The organism is Methylocaldum sp., from assembly GCF_035627495.1.
Classification (GTDB): Bacteria; Pseudomonadota; Gammaproteobacteria; order Methylococcales; family Methylococcaceae; genus Methylocaldum.
Genome location: NZ_DASPLO010000218.1, coordinates 1 through 19,980, shown reverse-complemented (window position 1 = coordinate 19,980; position 19,980 = coordinate 1). Strand labels below are relative to the sequence as shown.

The window sequence follows — 19,980 nt, the reverse complement described above, 5'->3', positions numbered from 1 at the left end:
AAAGGTTACCTCTTTGCACACACTTTCCATTAAGCGAGTTTTGAGCAACGGCTACGTTGTAGCGGTACTGGCGACAGGAACCATATTGATCGTTCAGCATTTCCTGCTGCCGCTTTTCATGGGATCTCCTCCCCTGCTTCTCTTTCTGGTCGGGGTGGCGCTCGCGGCTTGGTACGGCAGCTTTAAAGCGGGTTTTTTTGCCACCGTATTGAGCACATTATCGAGCGTCTACTATTTAATCGAACCCTTCTACTCATGGCAGATCGCGGAACAAAGAGAGTGGCTGCGCGTGCTGCTGCTTTTGAGCGTGGGCGGGGTGCTTAGCCTGATGATCTCGCTGCTCCGCAAGGAGGAAAGGCAGGCGCTGATGGAGGTGCTTACGCAAAAGGAACGACTCGAGCAGGAAATCGTCGAGCGCCAGCGGGCCGAGCAGGCGCTAAGCGCGGCGCACGACGAGGTCGTGAACGAGCGGAACCGGCTCGAAGCCGTCATGGAAACTCTGCCCGTGGGCGTGGCTATCTTGGATTCCCGAGGCGGCAGAATCGGGGCTAACCGGGCCTACGACCAAGTATGGGGCGGCTCGTGTCCGGCCGTACGGTCCATCAGCGATTACGCCGTCTATCAAGCGTGGTGGGGCGACACCGGCCAGCCGGTTCAGCCGGAGGATTGGGCCGGGGCGCAAGCCTTGCGGAAGGGCGAACCGGTTGTCGGGCAGTTGATGGAAATCCAGCGCTTTGACGGTGCCCGGGCCTTCGTCCACAACAGCGCGGCCCCCATTTTCGACGCTGCCGGCCGCATCGTGGGCAGTGCGGTGGCGATCATGGACATCAGCGAAAGCGTCAAGAAGGAACAAGCGCTGCGGGAGAGCGAGGAGCGATACCGATTGGCGATCGATGCCGCCAGGCTGGGTACCTGGGACTGGGATCCCATCAGCCAGCAAATCGTGTGGAACCCTCGCCACGCTATGATCTTTGGCTACCCGCCACAGCTTACTCTCGTGGACTATCAGACTTTTTCGGACCGGGTGCATCCCGAGGACTTGCCGCGCGTCGAAGCCACCGTAGCCGAGGCACGGGAACATCACACCCGTTATGTTCTCGATCATCGTGTTGTTTGGCCCGATGGTTCCGTCCGGTGGGTCTCGGCGATCGGCAATTTCCACTATGACACCCACGGAACCGCGGTGCGCATGATCGGAGTGCTGATGGACATTACCGACCGTAAACAAGCGGAGGAAGCGCTTCGCGAGGCCGACCGGCAAAAGAACGAATTCATCGCCATGCTCGGTCATGAGCTCCGGAATCCGCTGGCGCCGATCCGGAATGCGGTTCATGTCATGCGCAAGCTGGATACCCTCGATCCCAAGCTCCGATGGGCGCGCGACGTGGTGGACCGGCAAGTCGATCACCTGGTGCGGTTGGTGAACGATCTATTGGATGTCTCGCGGATCGTCCAAGGCAAGCTCACGCTTCAAATAACCTTGGTCGATCTCGTGACGGTAATCAACCAGGCTGTCGAAACCAGCCAGCCGCTGATTGAGTCCAGACGTCACGTGCTTTCGGTTGCGGTGCCGGAAGAGCCGGTGTACCTCGAAGGGGACCACGTGCGCTTGGTTCAGACCATTTCGAATCTCCTCGATAATGCCGCCAAGTACACGCCGGAAGGCGGCTGCATTTGGCTGACCGTCGTCCTTGCGAATGGGGAGGCGGTCATTTCCGTTCGCGATACGGGAGAAGGGATCTCAAGCTCGTTATTGCCCCATCTCTTCGATGCTTTCACTCAAGCCGCTCGGACTCTCGACCGCACGCAAGGCGGCCTCGGATTGGGTTTGATGATCGTCCACAAAATCGTCGAGATGCACGGAGGGCACGTCGAAGTGAAAAGCGAAGGACTCGGCAAAGGCAGCGAATTTGTAATCCGGTTGCCGCTCTGCGAACAAGTGTGCGTAGTTCCTGGTTTGTAGGATGCGATGAGGAACGAACCGCATCGTTCGAGTTACTCCCCGAACGTATTGCCGCTCGCGACGCTCTCGCCGCCCCAATTCTCCGGATATATCCCGTGTTGCCGATAGAGTATGTTTCGTTTCGGCATAGCGGTGGTGAAGTATCCGGACGCGCGACCCATGGTGCCGCTGATCGCGGCGATTCTTTTTGGAGCGGGGAGCCGCCCCGCACGCGGGTTCCTTTTCTTTGCTTGTCCAAAGAAAAGGAACCAAAAGAAAGGACACCCGTAGAGCGCCCTAATCCTGCGCGTCTCGCCCGGCACCGGGGGCGACCGAAGGCACGTCCCTGTACCTCGGTCGCCGCGCGGCTTCCTGCCGCGCCCCATTGGGCAATTCCGGTGCCGGACTCCGATGCTCGGGGGCGCCCTAACGGGACTGAGGACGAGTGGCGACGGCCCTCGCTACGCCTCGCTGGAGAACGCTCTGCGTTTCTTCATAGCTGAAATAGCTCTACGAGGTGTTTTTGCAAGGCGGTCTTTGCACTGGAAAATCCATGCGAAATGTCCTGAAGATCCGAGACTTTGAAGAACTTTCTTTTGTCATCAAGTAGAACAATGTTCTCCTTCAAGAACAGAGCCTCCCATTTTCCATACTCAGAAATGTCTATGGCGACATAAGGCGTGCCATTATGAGCCGCGAAGTTCCGAGCTTGTTTGAGCTTTTTGAACCAAGCTTTTGGCACTCCGTCTTTTTTGAGAACCGCAATGACTGCCTTGGCGACGTCTTCTTTGTCAGTGATAGGTTTACCCGCATGCGCGTATAGGAGCTGAAAGAACTTTTGCATCAATTCCGCGCAAGCATTTACTTCGAACAGGAACGAATCGACATCGGCTATGACGTGGTACTTGATGTCATTGTCAACCGGAAGAGCCGTTCCGCTCTTTGTTCTCGTAAAAACATGCTCTGGCTCATAGGCTTTTGCAGTGCAATAGAGAGCCGACACATCTTTGGTGAGACGATCAACTACACGAGGGAGCAATGTGAGGCGAGTGGAGATGTGTACGCCCATCTCACTAAGCTCCGGTGTGATGGCTGTGGTCCGTCCAGCTGCCATCGCACGATGAACAGACGCCCAAATGGGGAGAACCCAAGGATCCCCACTCAGTTCGCAAAGATGAAGCCATTTATCCGTCATAACCAAGCTCTAACTACAATCAACATCTCAAAAAGCTTGTAGCATCGGTGATGCACGAGCCGCATCGCTCGCTACATCCTACAGACGAGGCTTAATGCAACTTGATCTTCGGCCTCAATCTCCGCCGGAAGAATCCCGAGACCATCAGCATGCTGACCCGGATCGGTCCGAATAGCGCCAGTTGGTGCATCTTGTAGAGCGATAGGTAAACCAGCCGGGCGATCAGGCCTTCGATCATTACGGTACCCATGAGGTTGCCCATGAGATTCCCGACGGTGCTGTATTTGCCGAGCGACACCAGCGAGCCGTAGTCCTTGTAGCGGTAGGTGAGCGCGGACTTGCCGTCCAGTTTTCGCCGGATGTTCTTCAGGACGAGGGTGGCTTGCTGATGGGCGGATTGGGCGCGGGGCGGGACGGTGGAGTTCTTTTCCGGCCAGGGGCAGGCGGCGCAGTCGCCGATGGCGTAGATGTCGTCGTCGACGGTGGTTTGCAGGGTGGGGCGCACCACGACCTGGTTGATTCGGTTGGTTTCGAGATCGGCTATGTTCTTGAGGAAATCGGGCGCTTTGACGCCGGCCGCCCAGACTTTCATTGCCGCGGGAATGAAGTGGCCGCTTTGGGTCTTCATGCCGTCCTTGGTGACTTCCACCACGCGCTCGCCGAGATGGACCTGAACGCCGAGTTTTTCCAGTTGCTTGAGCGTGGATTTGGAGAGGCGCTCGGGCAGTTCCGGGAGCAATCGGTCGGCGGCTTCGATGATGTGGATCTGAATGTCGGACGGTTTCACGTTATCGAGCCCGTAGGCGCTCAATAGCCGCGTAGCCTGGTGAAGCTGGGCGGACAACTCGATGCCCGTGGCGCCGCCGCCGACGATGGCGACGTCCAACTGGCCGGTTTCCTTGACGCCGCCGGTGGCGTGGGCATGAAAATACGCTTCCAGCAACCGGTTCTGGAATTGTTCCGCCTGATCGGTGGTATCCAGGAACAGGCAATGCTCGGCCACGCCGGCGATGTCGAAATCGTTGCAGATGCTGCCCACCGCGATGACCAGAACATCGTAGGGGTGGGTGCGGCCGGGCATGATTTTCTCGCCTTTTTCATTGAGCATCGGGGCGAGATGCACGAGCTTGTTCGCGCGGTCCAGGCCGTCCATGCGACCCAATACGTAACGGAAACGGTTGTTGCTCGCCTGGGCGAGATAATCCAGCTCGTCGTCGTGGGAATCCAGGGTGCCGGCAGCCACTTCGTGCAGCAGAGGCTTCCAGATGTGGGTACGGCTGCAATCGATCAGCGTAATCTCGGCCTTCGTTCGGCCAAGGCGCTTGCCGAGCTGCGTGACCAGTTCCAGACCGCCGGCGCCGCCACCGACGACCACGATCTTGGGCCAGTTTTGATTTGTTTTGGATTCGCTCATATTTTCCCCCTCTTGTTGTGAGTTACTGAGTATCGGTAATGCCTTTATGATTTGTTCTTTCCGGCTCAAGCGGCCGAGGCCGGGCGTATCGGTTCGTCGCTCGCGCGCTGTTCTTTTTCACGGGTCCTGCTCGGTGCAAACAGCTGACGGAACCGCCGCTGATGGGACTCCTGCGCGAACTCGCCGAAGCAATCGGCGAACTCGTTGCGCACGGTCTTCTGCCGCCGGTATAGGCGTTCGATGAGCGCACCTATCGCCAGCAAGGTTTCGGTTGGCGCTCCGGCCTTCCGCAAGTCGAACGCATAGCGCCTCGAATTCTCGATTTGGACGTGCGCATCCTGGAACTGGCCCAAGTTGTCTTGTAACCGTTTCAGCATTTTAAGGGTCTGTTTCATTTGTTCCGGCGAATACAGTCCCTGGAAAAGCTCCATCACATAACGCAGTTTCTTGCCGGTTTTGCGTAAGTCGTGGATCGGTTCCACCGGGGTATCGGATTTGACCGCTTTACCTTGCGCGATGATTCGGCGGTAGAGTTTCCAAATGCGCCGGTCGACGAGTTCGCCGATGGGCAGCAAGGCTTGGGGTGAGCGCGGCTTACGCGGCGCCGGTTTTTCGAGAAAAATTCGCCAGTCCCGAATCAACCGATGATGGGCAGCCGACTGAAGATGCTTGTTCAGTTGCTCGTGAGCTTTCGCCGCTTTTTCGATCAAAAACGCTTGAAGCGGGGCTAAATCGGCTTGCATAGGGCCAGGGAGTCCGGCTTTATAGCTTTCGAATCCGAGAAGCTGAACATCCAGGTCCCGCGGTTCACCGGTGACTTGTCCGAGTGCGGCGAACTCTCGGGAGTACTTCGCGGTGGGGCGTTCCAGAAAAGCGCCTTTGGTTTGGCTGAGAACGGCCCGGGTGCGGCGCACGGCTACGCGGAAATCGTGAAGGAATTCGGCGTCGAGATCGTCTTTGACGCCGTTTTCATTGATCAGCATCACGTCGAGCAAATTCCGCAGTACGAGTTTTACCGCCGTGTCGGCTCTTAGGTTCGGATCGAGGGGCCTTTGGGGCAAGGCCGATGGGTCCGCCGGCGTTTTGCCCGCTGCTATAAGCGCTTCGGTGAGCAGCGGTTCGATTGCCGGTTCGAGCCCGAATTCGTTAATAACCCGATCCAGGATGTGGCGATAATTTTTGCGCGGTAGGTTCGCCGATTCCGTGCGCAAACGGTTCTCAAGCGGCAGCGGACCGCGCGCCGTGTCGACTCGATAGGCGTCGAGCGTCAGCTTAAACATGCCGTGTCCCGAGTGGTCGTCCAGCCAATAGGCGTTCCGTGTCCCGTGGAGCTGCACTTGGGGCAGCAGGGCGCGGACTCCCAGCGCGTCTTCGAGCCGATTTCGCCATTTTTCGTTGGGGAGATCCCGGGCGAACCGGGGCGGCTTGTCCAAGGCATCCGGATCGTAATGCCCTGCGCTATCGAGAGTTCCGTAAACCGCGCTTAGCCGGTTTTCGGCGTCGTCGACGGCGAAGTAAAATCCGGAGCGATAAAGCCGCCAATCGAAGCTGTCGTAGTAGGTTCGAACAATGGGATATTGAGCGGCTGAGCGTACGTTGAGTATCCGTTCCAATGTGTTGATCAGCTCGGCGGGGTTCCGATGGGACGGAACAATCAGTTCGACGGGATGGATCGCGCTCATGGCATGTTGTTATGAGATGTTGGGCCGCTGCGGATTCCCGGCGGATTCTGCCACAGTCGGGCGGCCGGTGTCTTTAACCTGCGCTATGGGCATCGGTGGATGTTCATCTTAGCCCTTGCTAATATGCGGTTAAAAATCGGCTGATGGTTGGTTAAAAACTAGACACTAGTCGGCTTGTCTAAGGGACGTTAATCAGATGTGTGCCCCACAGGATCCCGCGTTGAATTCCGAGTCGCCGAATCCCATTCCCGATTGGAAAGATCAAATTCCTATCCCCCTTCTTGTCCTCCGATTGGCCGACAAGGGGCTGGTCTTTCTCAATCGCTCGGCTCGCGAGCTTTTCGGCGATGTCGCCAAACCCGGGGTTGATGCGTCGGTGTTGTTCGACGATCCGAACGCTCTACTGCGGTTGCTTGAATCCCTGCAGTTCGACGAAAAGGCGATTCGTTCGGAAGCCTTTCTCAAGAGTGTGTCGAATGCACATCATTGGCATTCGATCGAGGCAAGCGCGGCCGAGATGGACGGAGAGCGTGTTGCCGTGTTGTCTATGATCGATACGGTCAAATGTATTCCTAATCCAAGGGAAGCCGAGTTCCGCTCCAACATCGCTTTATGGCGGGGGGTATTCGACCAGGCCGCCGTCGGCATCGCCCTGTTGGACAAGGATTTGCGGTTTATCGAAGTGAATCGGCGTTGGCTGGACATGTTCGGGTACTCCGCCGAAGAAATGGGCGCGTTATCTCCAAGTAATCTCACACCCGTGGAAGACTGTTCCGGATCGTGCGGACGAATCGACGCGCTTTTGATGAGCGAAGTCGATCAATACCGGGTGGGGAGGCGTTTAGTTCGAAAGGACGGGAGCCTTTTCTGGGGCGACTTGTCCGTGAGCATCCTGCGCGATGGGGAAGGCGCCGTCTCCGTCATCCTGGCTTTTCTGATCGATATCACCGACCGCAAGCTGGCGGAGGACAAATTGCAGGCCAGCAACGAGCGCCTCGAAGCGCAATTGGCCGAAAACCGGGTATTGCAGGAAAAGCTGAGGGATCTGGCCGTACGCGATCCGCTCACGGCGCTGTTCAACCGGCGGTACATGGAAGAGACCCTGAGACGCGAGTTATCCCGCTCGGCCCGGGAAGATCAGCCCCTTAGCCTGGTGATGATCGACATCGATCATTTCAAGCAACTCAACGACACCTATGGCCATCCGGCGGGCGACCTGGTGCTGAAGGAGTTGGCCGCGTTGCTGCTGCGCCATCTGCGCAGCGAGGACATCGTCTGCCGCTTCGGCGGCGAGGAATTCGTGGCGATTCTTCCCGGCGCGCCGTTGACGACGGCAGCTCAGCGCGCCGAATCGTGGCGTTTGGCGTTTCAGGAATTACGCATCGAATATGAAGACCAAGTATTAACCGGCACGCTCTCGATGGGGATCGCGGAATATCCTCGTCACGGCGCGACCGGCGAGGATCTTCTGTTCCAGGCCGACAGCGCGATGTATATGGCCAAACGCGCGGGACGCAATCGAGTGATGGTCTGGGGCTGAGCCCTGTGCGGCGATGGTGCGCCGTTTGCTTGTCTTGCTCAACTCTGCGCGATTATTTCGAACTGTCATGAAGCATTCTCTCTATCACACGGACATTTCTTCCCACGCCACGGATGACCTGGAGTCGCGGCTCACGGCCGGCTCCACGGCCAGCGAGCGCGACAAAATCGTCGAGGCCCTGAGCCTTGCCGTTAGGGCGCGGGATCAGGACCCGGTGGTCAGGCCGCGCGGCATCGATGTCGCCGATATTCTCCACGGGATCAAGGCCGATGCGCTCACGCTGCAAGTCGCGCTGCTGAGCGATCCTTATCTCCGCGATAACCTCAAGGAAGCCGAAATCAAGGCCCGATTCGGGGAGGTCGTCGCCGATTTGGTGCAGAAGGTCAATTGGCTCAACACCTTCGACGAATACCGTCCGACCGAAATCAAGGAGCCTGCCCAGGCGGAACTCTTGCGCCGCATGCTCCTGTCGGTAGTCAATGACGTACGCGCGGTGCTGGTCAAGCTCGCCTATCGCCTGCAACGCTTGCGGCTGTTCAAGGGCCAGGACGGCGAATTGCGCGAGAAGATCGCCATGGAAACCCTGGACGTGTTCGCCCCCCTGGCGAATCGGCTGGGCGTGGGGCAGCTCAAGTGGGAGTTGGAGGATCTCGCGTTTCGCTATCTCAATCCCGACAAATACCGCAGCCTCGCGAGCGAATTGGCCACGAACAGGGCTAGCCGTGAAGCTTTTGTTAATCAATTCATCGAGATACTGCGGCAGGAATTGGATGCGAATCACATCCATGCCAAGGTTTACGGCCGGCCCAAGCACATCTACAGCATCTACCGGAAGACGCAGCGCAAGCAGCTGGATCTGGAGGAGTTGTACGACCTGCATGCCGTGCGCGTCATCGTCGACGACATTCCCACCTGCTATGCGGTGCTCGGTCTGGTGCACGGCCGCTGGCTGCACGTCCCCAAGGAGTTCGACGACTATATCGCCAATGCCAAAGAAAACGGATACCAATCGCTGCACACAGTGGTGATCGGGCCCGAAGGCCGGCCGGTCGAAGTCCAGATTCGCACCCAGGCCATGCACGATTTCGCCGAATACGGTGTGGCCGCCCACTGGCGTTACAAGGAAGGCGGCAAGCAGGACGCCGTTCTGGACCGCAGCATCAATGCCCTGCGCCGCCTGCTGGAAAGCAAGGACGACGATCAGGCGATGCTGGAGGATTTCCGTGCCGAATTGTTCGAGGATCAAATCTTCGTGTTGACGCCGAAAGGACAGGTGGTCCGGCTGAGCAAAGGGGCGACGCCGCTGGACTTCGCCTATCAAATTCACACCGAGGTCGGGCATCGCTGCCGCGGGGCGAAGGTCAACGGCCGTATCGTGCCTTTGACCTATTCGCTCAGGTCCGGAGAAAAGGTCGAGATTCTCACCGCCAAGCACGGCGGCCCCAGCCTGGGGTGGCTCGATCCCCATTTGGGCTATGTCAAGACGGCGCATGCGCGCAGTAAGATCCGCCAATGGTTCAAACAGCAGGATCACGAAAAGCATCTTCGCGCCGGGAAATCCATTCTGGACCGGGAGCGGCAGAAGCTGGGCATCAAGGACGTGGACTTGGACGACCTGGCACGGCATTTCCACCTGCCGCGCGGGGATGATCTGCTGTTGGCGGTCGGCCGCGCCGATATCGCCCCGGCCCAATTGGCCAACGCCTTGAGGCTTCCGGAATGGCAACCGAAGGTTCCGGCGGCTCATCCGGCAAAAAAGCCTTTGCCGCATATGGGCACGGCATCGGAAGAGGTGACTATTCAGGGCATCCGCAACCTCCTGACTTATTTCGCTCATTGCTGCGAACCTAAGCCCGGCGACCGGATCATCGGCTATGTGACGGTGGGCAAGGGCGTCGCCATCCATCGCCAGGATTGCGACAACATCATACAGTTGCCGCCCCGCAAGCAAAGCCGTTTGATCGACGTGGCCTGGGGCACGGAGTCGGAAGCGTTCCCGGTGGAGCTCGAGGTCAAGGCCCTGGATCGAAAGGGTTTGCTCAAGGACATCACCCACATTCTGGCGCACGAGCATATCAACATCGTGCGCACGCACAGCGAAACCAACGGCGACGACCAATCCGTAATCATGCGGATCACGGCGGAAGTTTCCGACCTGGGGCAGCTCAGTTCGGTATTGGACAAGATCGGTCAGGTGCACAACGTGTTTAGCGCCAAGCGCTGGCAGCACGGGTGAGGGGTTGTGATTTCTTTTCGCATTAGTCGCTTTGGTAAAAGGTGCCGCTGATCGCGGCGACTGCTTTGGAGCGGGTCTCGCCCCGCTGGCGAGTTACTTTTCTTTGCTTGCCCAAAGAAAAGTAACCCAAAGAAAGGGCACCCGGATGGCGCGCTGATCCTGCGCGTCGCCGCCTGGAGCCGGGGGCGACAAAAGGCACGTCCCGTTGTGCCTTTGTCGCCGCGCGGCCTCCTGCCGCGCCCCTCCGGGCCATTCCGGTTCCAGGCGGCGATGCTCGGGCGCGCCATAACGGGAAAAAAAACAGAAGACCGAAATGCTCTATACGTAGTCTCCTTAGTGTTGCCCCCATCGATCGATCATTGCGCCAAGCCAGCCCCGGGAATAGGCCAAACCGTGATAGATCGCCAACGCCAGACGCGCCCAGCGGATATAGAGCCCCGGCCGGCGGATCAAACGGGCGAACCGGAATACCCGATGGCTCCAGGCCGTGATCAGGCTGCGAAACCGGTAAATCAGTTTTCTTCGGGTGGATAGGCCTCGGGAATCCGGCCGCACGCGCTTTCTCGGCTTCACGCCGGGACGCCGCCAACTCAGTCGATAGGCGAGACCCTCCCGGCGCTGCCGAAAACCCGCAGCTTGCGTTTGTTCGACGAACCGGCTGTCGACCGGAGCTAGTTGCAAGCGGCCTTCATGAATCCCGGTCGTGACAAGCTGTTCCATTTCCGGGGAGCGGACAATTACCACATTCGTGCCGTGCCCATCGGACGAATAGGGCTCTACCCAGGCATCGCCAAAGGCGATATCGGCCGTTTCCGCGACCACGTCGTCGCAGACGTTGCAGGCCGAATTCTGAAAAAAACCCGCACCCCAATCTCCGTCCGCCAGATTCCACCAATCCTTTTTCAGCGTGCGGCCGTCCCGAAGTGAAAGTTCCGCGGTGTACCAACTCGCCGGACGACTGGGGTCCTTGCGGCGAAACTCTACCTCTTGAATGTCAGCCACCGAAACACCCATCTGCCAGGCGAAGCTTTCTACGAAACGCGCGCTCTTCATATGCCCACAGAAGAGGCCCAGGGTGAACCGAATGCGTTCGCGAAGCACCGGGTCCTCGCGGCGAAGGAGCTGCACGGCCTTGATGAAGCAGGGAACCCCGACCACGGCATAGCGGCCGGGAACCGAGCGGATGGCTCCAAGCACATCCGATAACTCCACCGGGTAATAGCGGGATTTCGCGCCGGCCAGGATTTCATCCTCGTTGCGCGAGATCCGATACCGGAAGAATCGGCCCTCGCTCTGCGGGTCCGTGGCCGCGACGACGTGGGTTACACCATCGACCCGCCCGGTACGCAGCAGCTCAGCCAACACCCAACTGACCATGCCGCCGGAGCTTCCCCGGTCGCGGAAATCCTTTTCCGCCACGTAGCCCACGTAGGCGGCTCGAAAACGGCCCAATGCCGAATCGGTCTGGCCGGCATCGGGAAAACGATCCGCGGCCAGCTCGTCTTCGTTCCGGGCGGAAGGCGAAAAAGGGCAGATTCGCGCAAACTCCGAGGATCTGCGGCGCAGCCATTCGGGGGAACCTCTCGGCTTATATTGCCCGTAACGGTCCAGCTCCATCCGCAGTGCGGTCGAATGAGCCTCCTGCGCCGCAACAAGCGGCGACGCCACGCAACCGCCGCAACCGATGCACAGCCCCGAGCGCACGATGTCCCGCGGACTGAAGATCTGTTTATCGATAGGGGGCGGCATCGGTCAGCCCAGCGCGTGATCGAGATAGTCGCCCGACGCTCGACGGAGCCGATCGATCCGATCAAGCATATCGGGATCCAAGGGTTCGCTCAGGCGGGCGTCATAGACGAGCGCCGGCGTATCTTTGACGACCAGATGTTTTTCCCCACCGACCGTTTCCATGAGGTTTTGGACCTTGGTGTATCGATAGGGGGAGCTCTCGCAGACGAAAGGTTTGGCGTACCGTAGGGCAAAGACGCAGCCGTGGAAGAAGTTGGTCGCCACCGCTTTTGCCTGGGCGATGCCGTGGGCGAAGCGGCGCGGGCCGGCCGTGATCCATTGGGAATCGGCCCAGTCGTTCCGGTAGCCTAGGCTGATCAGCGGATAGCCGCGCGATCGGGCCCAGCGCCGAACCTCCCGACCGAACGTCTCGGAAAAGTTGTGTCCATAGACGGCCACGAAGGGCCGATGCGGTCCGCGCCAGGGGCCCTCGGGCTCGGGCATGAATTGAAGGCAGGGATCGAGAACCAGTTCCGGCTCGAAGCCCAACGCGTTTTTGATAATGCTCCGGGAGTTCTCATCGCGAACGGAAATGGCTTCAAACCGCCGCAGTTGGTCCGCCCAAACCGGTTCAAGCCCGTTCGAGGCGTCGTAATTTCCGAAACTGGCGGCATAGGAGACCAGCCGCCGTGCCCGGACGCTAGCGCCGAAGAACAGCGAGCACCCGCCATACCAGGGATGTATCAAATTCCATACCTCGTCGCTGCCGACGACCACCCGATCGAAGCTCTCCATGTCGGCCGCGCGCTCAAGTGCGAAACGCGGCGAGCGCGGCAGCGAAGAAACGGCACGGGCGAACTTGATCAGTTTCAAACCATAAAGGAGGTAATCCTTGCTCGGGACGGGAGTGGGCAGAACCGGCCGGAGTGCGCATTTCCATTCGGCGAGGTTAATCCGCCAGGAATCGTGATCGACGATAACGGCGTCGTGCCCGCGCGAGCGCAGCCCCTCCACGAGGCAACGTACCTGCCAATAGCTGCCGTAATTGACGCAGCGGTGAAAGGTCAGGATTCCCGTCCTTGGCTGAGGATTTTCCATTGCGTTTCAACTTAAAAACGGGGCAGTCGAGGCACACGCCGTTCGTGCTGAGTTTGTCGAAGCATGAACGGCCTATGCATGCCCATTGGGTGAAGCTTCCCAAACCCGCTCACCCCGTTCGGCAAGCTCACGACAGGCTTCGACAGACTCAGGGCGAGCGGGTTTGGGAAGTCTCAACGGCCGTTTTCAGATTCAAATATCCCGTCTTTAACGATTAGATGGCGTGTGAAAAGCGATGTGCGGCGCAGTCCAAGAAAATATGATCGTCTATGGTGATCCAAGCTTCGAGGAGTCGGCCGGTGTGTTGCTCGATCGGATTCGGCAGTGGGCCGAGTACGCGAACGGCAATGCCGTAAATTTAGAGTTGTCGACCTGGGTAGGCCGGGATAAGCCTGTCCTGAGCCCAGCCGAAGGGCTTATTCCGGCCTACACGTTTGATTCGACAACATCGTACGCGGCCGAAGAAGGACCTGATGCCCGCCGGAGGCTGCTGATCGAAGCCGGACAACTGGAGCAAGCCCTGGCCGATCGGCTGGAAAACGATACGCTCGTACGGCGCGTCATGAACGTCACCGATCTCGCCGCCGATGCATTTCTCGACAATTCCAATCTTGGACCGCTTCGAAAAGCGCTCGCGCAGATCGAGTTGCCGCCCGAACTGACGGTGCGCGTCAAAGTGCCCGAGGGATTTGCGTTCTACGCCCTCTACCCGGAGCAATATGCCGAAGCCGCGAGCCGGTGGGTTCGCGATCATGCGGATTCCGGTTCACGGCGGGCGGCGGTGGTCGGCGTCCGCAGCATCGGCACCAGCCTCTCGGCGGTCGTGGCGCGGGTGCTGGCCAAAGCTGGGTGGAACGTGCGGCGGCTGACGGTCAGGCCGACAGGGCACCCGTATACCCGGCGCGTGGAAATTCTGCGTGAGAACGTGCAGGGAGCGGCTTTCGGACTGGTAGTCGATGAAGGCCCCGGACAATCCGGATCGTCGATGGCGGCTGCGGCTCAAGCTCTGGTCGAAGCAGGCCTCGATCGATCCGGAATCGGATTTTTTCCGGGACACGATCACGGACCCGGAAGCGCCGGAACCGAAGACGTGCGGCAGTGGTGGGCCGATACGCCGCGCTACGTCGTCGGGCCGAACGAGATGAGTTGGGAGGGGCGATCACTGGCGGACGAACTGGCTTGTCGCAGCGGCTCAGTAGTCCGGGTGGAAGATCTGAGCGGCGGAAACTGGCGACATGCCGTCTATCCGTATGAGGACGACTGGCCGGCGGCGTTTGCGGCGTTCGAGCGGGCCAAGTACCGGGTCGTGCGGCGTGACGGCTCATCGGTGCTGTGGAAATTCGAAGGACTGACCGGCGGGGCGGAAGCGGGCCGAAATCGGATGGCATGGCTTGCGCGGCGCGGATGGACCGTGGCTCCGGTGGATCTCGCCCACGGATTCGTGGCGAGATCCTGGATCGAGGGAAAGCCGCTTCGGTTGGAGTCGTGCGATGCCGCTGTTCTCGATCGGATCGGGCGCTACATCGTCGATGCAGCCGATCCCGAGCTTTCGATTCTTGAGCAAAGGACGTCGCTGGATCGGCTGCGCGAGATGCTGTACTGGAATACCCGCGAGAGTCTGGGCGAGACCATGGCGGAGCAAACGCTGCGGTGGAAAGGGTTAACCCCGGAACACCCGTATCTCGCCTATGGGGATGGGCGGCTAGCACCCGAGGAGTGGATACGCCGGATCGACGGGAGGCTGATCAAGGTCGATTGCGCCGGGCATTCGGCTGATCATACGGTGGTGGGGCGCCAGTCGCTGATCTGGGACTTGGCGGGAGCGATGGTGGAGTGGCGGCTCGATGACGAGACTGCACGGCCTTTGCTGTGGGCATTTAGCACGGCGGGTGGGGAGTTGCCGTCTGCCGAGGTGTTGGCGTTCTACCGCATGGCGTATGCGGCGTTTCGCTTGGGACAGTGCGTGATTTGTGCCGGGACGAGCGATCCGAAAGAGCAGCGGCGGCTCCGGCGCGCCGGGGATTTCTATAAGTCGCAACTGGCTGGGTTGTTGGCTCAGGGAGAGGACGTGTGAAAAGTATCAGTAAGTATCTTCGGCAAAGCCGGGGTAGTTAGGAAGTTCACAGAACTCTTGGAAATTGGTGCGCGACCCTCTGCCGGTTAGCAAGGCGTTTTACTGCCACGCTCTGCTTAGCAATTGGTCGATGGCCTGAATGATTTGATCGCCAGAGTCAGACAATGAACCGATTTGAGCACCCAACTGCCCGATCGGAATGGAAACGATCTCCAGCGGGTGTAGAACGACATCGATGTCCTCGATGGTGAAAGTCGGGTTGAAGCCTGGATCGACAATGGATCCAACCAGTTCCTTGCGCACCAGCGGTACCACGACGCGGCGCCGATAATCGTCGTACAGCGATGACTGAACGACCACCACGAATGGAATCGTGTCCCGGTGCCGACCAGTATTTCGGTGAACATCGAACTGTGGCATTAGAGCGGTGAATACTCGTCAGCGAAGGCGCCGTGTTGCTCTTCGAAGGTATTCCACAGAGCGATCGTCGTTGTCACTCGTTCGGAGTGCTCACGGCGGCGTAGACGTTCGCGCTCGACGAACTCGGCCAACAACGCTTCGACGATGCCCGAGAGATTGTTGGTCAACTGCCTGGCCTGTTGTACCAGGTCTTCATTGAGAGTCAAGTTTACCGGGCGTTTACGGCTCTGGGCGTGGGTGATGGTTTTCATGGCGGACCTCCTGTGCGCATTTTATGCGCATCATCGACTTTATACCAGCAGGCACATGCTTCAAACCGGTTCAATACCATTACATCCGGCGTACGAATTGTTAGTTCAATAGGGCATCGGCAGTTCGCTGCCCGTATTGTTGACGCAAAGCACCCAGGGGCCTTGATCGAAGAGGGCGACGATGCTGACCGAGGCCAGGTCGATCTCGATGCGCATGAAAAGATCCAAAGGTACGCCTAGAAAATAGGCGACGGCGGCTTTGATCACGTCGCCGTGGCTCACCAGGGCGATGCAGTCGTTCGGATGTTGTTCGCGCAGCCGGAGCATCTCGCCGACGATGCGGGTTTGCGTTTCGATCATCGCTTCGCCGTTGGGAATGCGCATTCCACTGCGGAAGGTATTCCACCGACCGAACGCTTCGATACGGCGAAGATCGCCGAGTTTCCTTCCGATCCAGTCGCCGAAGTCGATTTCGTTGAGGCTTTCGAGGACTTGAACTGGCAGATCGAGCCGCTCGGATAGATAGCGGGTCGTTTCGAGAGTGCGGTCGGCGGGACTGGAGTAAAGGGCCTTTACCGGGAGATTTGCGACCCGGTCAGCCATACGAGAGGCCTGCTCGTGGCCCAGTGGGCTGAGCCGTACACCCGGCGTCCGTCCGGCGATGGTGTCGCCGCCCAGGAGATGCGCGCCGTGGCGGATCAGCAGAAAAACGGTCATCGCGCATACCGCCGGGTCATCTCGACGCAGAATTCGGCGAACTCCTCCACGCATTGCGGCGGGCTGGTGTGATGGGCGTTGATCCCGCGGTGCTCGGGGGTGAAGCAATAAGTCACGGTCACCCGGAAGGGTTCGAGCGCCCGCATCTGCCGGTCGAACCATTCCAGGGCGTTGGGACGAAAATGATCGGCCCAGCTCAGGCCGGTGCGGAGATAGCTGACGCCCAATTCCTTCATGATCCGCACGGCATCATCGAGCCGGTGGTCCTCGAAATGAAACCACTGGCACAGCCCCATCTCCGGCGCGTACTCGTGGAAGTGCCGTAGGGCCATCTTGGGCGTGCCGTCTTCCCGCAGCAGGCCCATGTAGAAATGGCGGTAGTACGACGAGCCTTCGGCTTCGCGGTGGCGGGTCGTGGCGGGCCAGGCCTTGGGCAGGTCGTAGAGGCTGTACCAGTGGATGCGGGGCGACTGTCCCAGCAGCAGTTCCGCGGTTCGCTTGAGCCCGAATTCCTGCACCTCCTCGGCGCCGAAGCTGGAGACGCCGACTTCGGAAATCCAGATAGGCTTGTCGTCGACAACGCTGCGAATTTCCCGGAGCTTCTCGGGCCAGTCGTGGATCTGCCAGTGGTTCCAGTCCAGCGGGAAGCCGTGGACCGCCACGGCATCCATCCGTCGGATGACGCCGAAACCCTTCATCCGTTCCATGAACAGGGGATCGATGGGGGAAATGCCGCCGAGCACGATGGGAAGCTCAGGATGTTCGGCGCGCAGGGCATCGGCGGTGAGATTCACCATGCCGGCGAAGAGGCTCCAGTCTTGGTCGATCTCGAAATCCCAATGGGATTTGTTGTTGGGTTCGTTCCAGAGCATCACCGCTTCAATCATGTTCCCTCCGCCAAGCTGGAATCGATCTCTTCGCCACTGGTGCCCGGCCTTCTGCCGCGGCTGGGGTAGACCGCCCGATGATCCCAGTCTTCCGTGTTCAGTTCCCTCCTGCGGCAGACATAAACCTCCTCCTCGGGCCGGGCGAGGACATCGAAACCGGCGCTGCGCAGCATCGCCTCGGTGCAGGCGCGGTTGGGAATCCACCAATTGGTGGGATCGCCGGAATAGCGGTGCTCGATGAAATGCATCCTTGGGAAACCGGGCCGGTCAAAGATTTCCCGTTCCTCGAAACCATAGTCCCATCCCACTGCCTCGATTTCCCCGCTGCCGCGCTGCATGGATTGGAACAGCAGCAGGTCACGAGACACATGTTTGTGGATCAGGTCCAGCGCCAGCAAGGGATGGCGGAGGTGATAGAACACCCCCATGAAGATCACCCAATCGAATGTTTCGCCGAGATCGGCGATGTCATAGACGGACAGCCGGCGGAATTCGATGTCGAGCTCCTTGACCTCCGCCGCGAAGCGGGCCTGGGCCAGATAAGCCTCGTCGGAGTCGATGCCGAGCACCCGGCCGGCGCCGCGCTTTTTCATCTCGATGACGTAGAAACCGGCATTGCAGCCGATGTCGAGAACCGACTGCCCGTCTAAATCGGCGGGAAGGGCATCGGCGAACTGCCGCCACTTGGCGGCGGGATAGTCGCCGAGGAAATGGCCGGGGGCGGTGGGCACGCCGTTGAGGTCGAGGTTATGGAACCATTCGCCCAGTTCACGGACGCGCCGCTCGATGCGATCGCGGGTCCAGACGGTAGTCCCGTCCGGTTGAGTGGTCTCAACCATGGCGCTCTCCCTTAACCCGCATTTCTCACCCCTCTCCTACTGCGGACGCCGATCCACTCACTGTGGCGCACCGTACTCCCTCTCGCCGACTCGACGTAGTGTCGGCTACGCCTTCGCCGCCGCTCAGTCCGTGCGGCGCGCCACAGCGGCGTCTCGACGCCCTCGCGACGAAGCGGTGTGAGAAATGCGGGTTAGCGAGGCGCCTTGCCACGGATGAATGTTTCCGTACGGGTGCGGGCTTCGGCGTCGGTGAACTGTTCGGGCGGCGATTTCATGAACCAGGCGGCCGGTCCGATCAGCGCCCCGCCGATGCCCCGATCCAGCGCCAGCTTGACGCAGCGCACCGCGTCGATGACCACGCCGGCGGAATTGGGCGAATCCCACACTTCCAGCTTGAGTTCGCCGTGGAGCGGTACGTTGCCGAAGGTCGTGCCTTCCAGCCGGATGTAGCAGAACTTGCGGTCGGTGAGCCAGGGCACGTAGTCGCTGGGCCCGACATGGGCCTCGGCATCGGACAGGGCATGATCGAGCTGGCTGGTGACGGCGCGGGTCTTGGAGAGCTTCTTGGATTCCAGCCGTTCCCGCTCGAGCATGTTCAAAAAATCCGTGTTGCCGCCGAAATTGAGCTGATAGGTGCGGTCCAGACGGACGCCGCGTTCGCGGAAAAGATTGGCCAGTACCCGGTGAACGATGGTGGCGCCGACCTGCGATTTGACGTCGTCGCCGATGAGCGGAAGGTTTTTTTCCTCGAAGCGCTTCCGCCATCGCTGGTCCGATGCGATGAATACGGGAATGCAGTTGACCATGCCGCAGCCGGCGTCGAGAGCCTGCTCGGCGTAGAACTCGGTGGCCTTTTGAGAGCCGACGGGAAGATATGAGGTGACGACATCGGTGGCGGTGTCGCGTAGGACTTGGGCAATATCTGCGGGCGGATCGGGCGACTCCTCGATCACCTCGCGGAGATATTTGCCGAGGCCGTCGAGCGTGACGCCGCGGTGCACTTCGACGCCGATCTCGGGAACTTCGCAGAACTTATAAGTATTGTTCGGCTCCGCGAAGATAGCTTCGGACAGGTCTTTGCCGACCTTGCTAGCGTTGATGTCGAAGGCGGCGGAAAACTCGATATCCGAAATATGATACCCGCCGAGGTTGACGTGCATCAGACCGGGGACGGATTCACCGTCCTTCGCCTTGCGGTAGAACTCGACGCCTTGGACCAGTGAGGATGCGCAGTTGCCTACGCCGATGATGGCGACCCGTACCTTATTGCGATGCATACTCTCTCCTTGAGAACGTGTCCTAGAAGCTACTGCGCGGCCCGATGGCGGCGTTGCGGAGGTGTAGGCCTCCTCATGTATGCCGTGTACACTCCGGGTCCTCCGCGCCGGGCGCCCCTTCGACTACGCTCAGGACAGGCTTGCCCTCGGGCCGCTCGCGACGCTTCTAAAACACGTTCTGAGCATGACCGGCGGAGTGGTAGCGACTCAGGCGGCCTGCGAACAATCCGGTTACTGGCCGCGGCTTCCTCCTTGGAATATACGCACCGACGGCATCGTTGCCACGAGCGCCAGAGGAAAATGGATCAAGATTTGAATATATTTTTCGAGATCAAATTTTGCAAGAAGTTTCGTGGGGTTCTGAACCTACCCCCTTCCCGAGCACGGTAGGGCGGGTTACGGCATCCGCCTAACCCGCCGCAGACCGCGAAAAGGCGGGTTACGCGAGTACGCTAACCCGCCCTACAATTCTGTCGTTTCCAAGAGCCGGCTATTTGTCGGGAACGGCTGGCGCCCCTTCGACGGGGCTCAGGACAGGCTTATCCCGCCCTTGTATTATCGATTTCGTGATGTTCTTAAGATTTTGGAGATACTCCGTGTCTTAAGACTCACACCTGGCGGGCACGCCAGGTTCGAGCGACTGGATGCCGTTTCCGCCCTTGGGAGATCACGCCCGTGCC

16 protein-coding genes are annotated in these 19,980 nt (G+C 59.6%); 5 read left to right on the top strand and 11 right to left on the bottom strand.

Annotation, left to right across the window (positions count from 1 at the left end):
• The first annotated feature begins 13 nt into the window (after positions 1-13).
• On the top strand, positions 14-1,963 hold the full coding sequence (locus VEB01_RS21730; RefSeq protein ID WP_324879185.1) for a sensor histidine kinase: 1,950 nt from the start codon (positions 14-16) through the stop codon (positions 1,961-1,963).
• 472 nt (positions 1,964-2,435) lie between these two features.
• Here VEB01_RS21730 and VEB01_RS21725 read toward each other — a convergent pair whose 3' ends face one another.
• The 3 genes from VEB01_RS21725 to VEB01_RS21715 form a co-directional block, all read right to left on the bottom strand.
• Positions 2,436-3,137, bottom strand: coding sequence for a hypothetical protein (locus VEB01_RS21725; RefSeq protein ID WP_324879183.1), 702 nt, complete (start codon positions 3,135-3,137; stop codon positions 2,436-2,438).
• A 91-nt stretch (positions 3,138-3,228) separates the two neighbouring features.
• Complete coding sequence (locus VEB01_RS21720; protein WP_324879182.1) at positions 3,229-4,551, bottom strand: NAD(P)/FAD-dependent oxidoreductase; 1,323 nt, start codon at positions 4,549-4,551, stop codon at positions 3,229-3,231.
• A gap of 65 nt (positions 4,552-4,616) precedes the next feature.
• Positions 4,617-6,233 carry a CHAD domain-containing protein gene (locus VEB01_RS21715; RefSeq protein WP_324879180.1) on the bottom strand — a complete coding sequence of 539 codons (1,617 nt, stop codon included), beginning with the start codon at positions 6,231-6,233 and terminating at the stop codon, positions 4,617-4,619.
• A gap of 196 nt (positions 6,234-6,429) precedes the next feature.
• Here VEB01_RS21715 and VEB01_RS21710 point away from each other — a divergent pair, with 196 nt between their 5' ends.
• Together VEB01_RS21710 and VEB01_RS21705 are read left to right on the top strand one after the other, a co-directional pair.
• A complete protein-coding gene (locus VEB01_RS21710) occupies positions 6,430-7,773 on the top strand; it encodes a sensor domain-containing diguanylate cyclase (protein ID WP_324879178.1) in 1,344 nt (447 codons plus the stop codon).
• Positions 7,774-7,840: 67 nt separating this feature from the next.
• Positions 7,841-10,009, top strand: coding sequence for a RelA/SpoT family protein (locus tag VEB01_RS21705; protein ID WP_324879176.1), 2,169 nt, complete (start codon positions 7,841-7,843; stop codon positions 10,007-10,009).
• A gap of 333 nt (positions 10,010-10,342) precedes the next feature.
• Here VEB01_RS21705 and VEB01_RS21700 read toward each other — a convergent pair whose 3' ends face one another.
• Complete coding sequence (locus VEB01_RS21700; RefSeq protein ID WP_324879174.1) at positions 10,343-11,758, bottom strand: Coenzyme F420 hydrogenase/dehydrogenase, beta subunit C-terminal domain; 1,416 nt, start codon at positions 11,756-11,758, stop codon at positions 10,343-10,345.
• Between the two features lie 3 nt (positions 11,759-11,761).
• Positions 11,762-12,835 (bottom strand): polysaccharide pyruvyl transferase family protein, encoded by a 1,074-nt coding sequence (locus VEB01_RS21695; protein ID WP_324879173.1) that lies wholly within the window; start codon positions 12,833-12,835, stop codon positions 11,762-11,764.
• Between the two features lie 259 nt (positions 12,836-13,094).
• Between VEB01_RS21695 and VEB01_RS21690 the strand changes: the two genes are divergently transcribed.
• Entirely contained in the window at positions 13,095-14,909 is a 1,815-nt protein-coding gene (locus VEB01_RS21690; RefSeq protein ID WP_324879171.1) for a hypothetical protein, read from the top strand.
• A 99-nt stretch (positions 14,910-15,008) separates the two neighbouring features.
• Here VEB01_RS21690 and VEB01_RS21685 read toward each other — a convergent pair whose 3' ends face one another.
• The 6 genes from VEB01_RS21685 to VEB01_RS21660 form a co-directional block, all read right to left on the bottom strand.
• Positions 15,009-15,329 carry a CcdB family protein gene (locus tag VEB01_RS21685; RefSeq protein WP_324879169.1) on the bottom strand — a complete coding sequence of 107 codons (321 nt, stop codon included), beginning with the start codon at positions 15,327-15,329 and terminating at the stop codon, positions 15,009-15,011.
• The gene (locus tag VEB01_RS21680) at positions 15,329-15,580 is read right to left on the bottom strand and encodes a type II toxin-antitoxin system CcdA family antitoxin (protein WP_324879167.1); all 252 of its coding nucleotides are present in this window, start codon (positions 15,578-15,580) and stop codon (positions 15,329-15,331) included. Before VEB01_RS21680 ends, VEB01_RS21685 begins: the two co-directional genes overlap by 1 nt.
• A gap of 105 nt (positions 15,581-15,685) precedes the next feature.
• Positions 15,686-16,297: a histidine phosphatase family protein gene (locus VEB01_RS21675; RefSeq protein ID WP_324879166.1), complete on the bottom strand. Its 612-nt coding sequence runs from the start codon at positions 16,295-16,297 to the stop codon at positions 15,686-15,688.
• On the bottom strand, positions 16,294-17,184 hold the full coding sequence (locus VEB01_RS21670; protein WP_324879164.1) for a glycoside hydrolase 5 family protein: 891 nt from the start codon (positions 17,182-17,184) through the stop codon (positions 16,294-16,296). The genes VEB01_RS21675 and VEB01_RS21670 overlap by 4 nt, the downstream gene beginning before the upstream one ends.
• The gene (locus VEB01_RS21665) at positions 17,181-18,023 is read right to left on the bottom strand and encodes a TIGR04290 family methyltransferase (protein ID WP_324879162.1); all 843 of its coding nucleotides are present in this window, start codon (positions 18,021-18,023) and stop codon (positions 17,181-17,183) included. The genes VEB01_RS21670 and VEB01_RS21665 overlap by 4 nt, the downstream gene beginning before the upstream one ends.
• 191 nt (positions 18,024-18,214) lie before the next feature.
• Positions 18,215-19,300 carry an inositol-3-phosphate synthase gene (locus tag VEB01_RS21660; RefSeq protein WP_324879160.1) on the bottom strand — a complete coding sequence of 362 codons (1,086 nt, stop codon included), beginning with the start codon at positions 19,298-19,300 and terminating at the stop codon, positions 18,215-18,217.
• A 79-nt stretch (positions 19,301-19,379) separates the two neighbouring features.
• Between VEB01_RS21660 and VEB01_RS21655 the strand changes: the two genes are divergently transcribed.
• Entirely contained in the window at positions 19,380-19,616 is a 237-nt protein-coding gene (locus VEB01_RS21655; RefSeq protein WP_324879158.1) for a hypothetical protein, read from the top strand.
• The last annotated feature ends 364 nt before the right edge of the window (positions 19,617-19,980 follow it).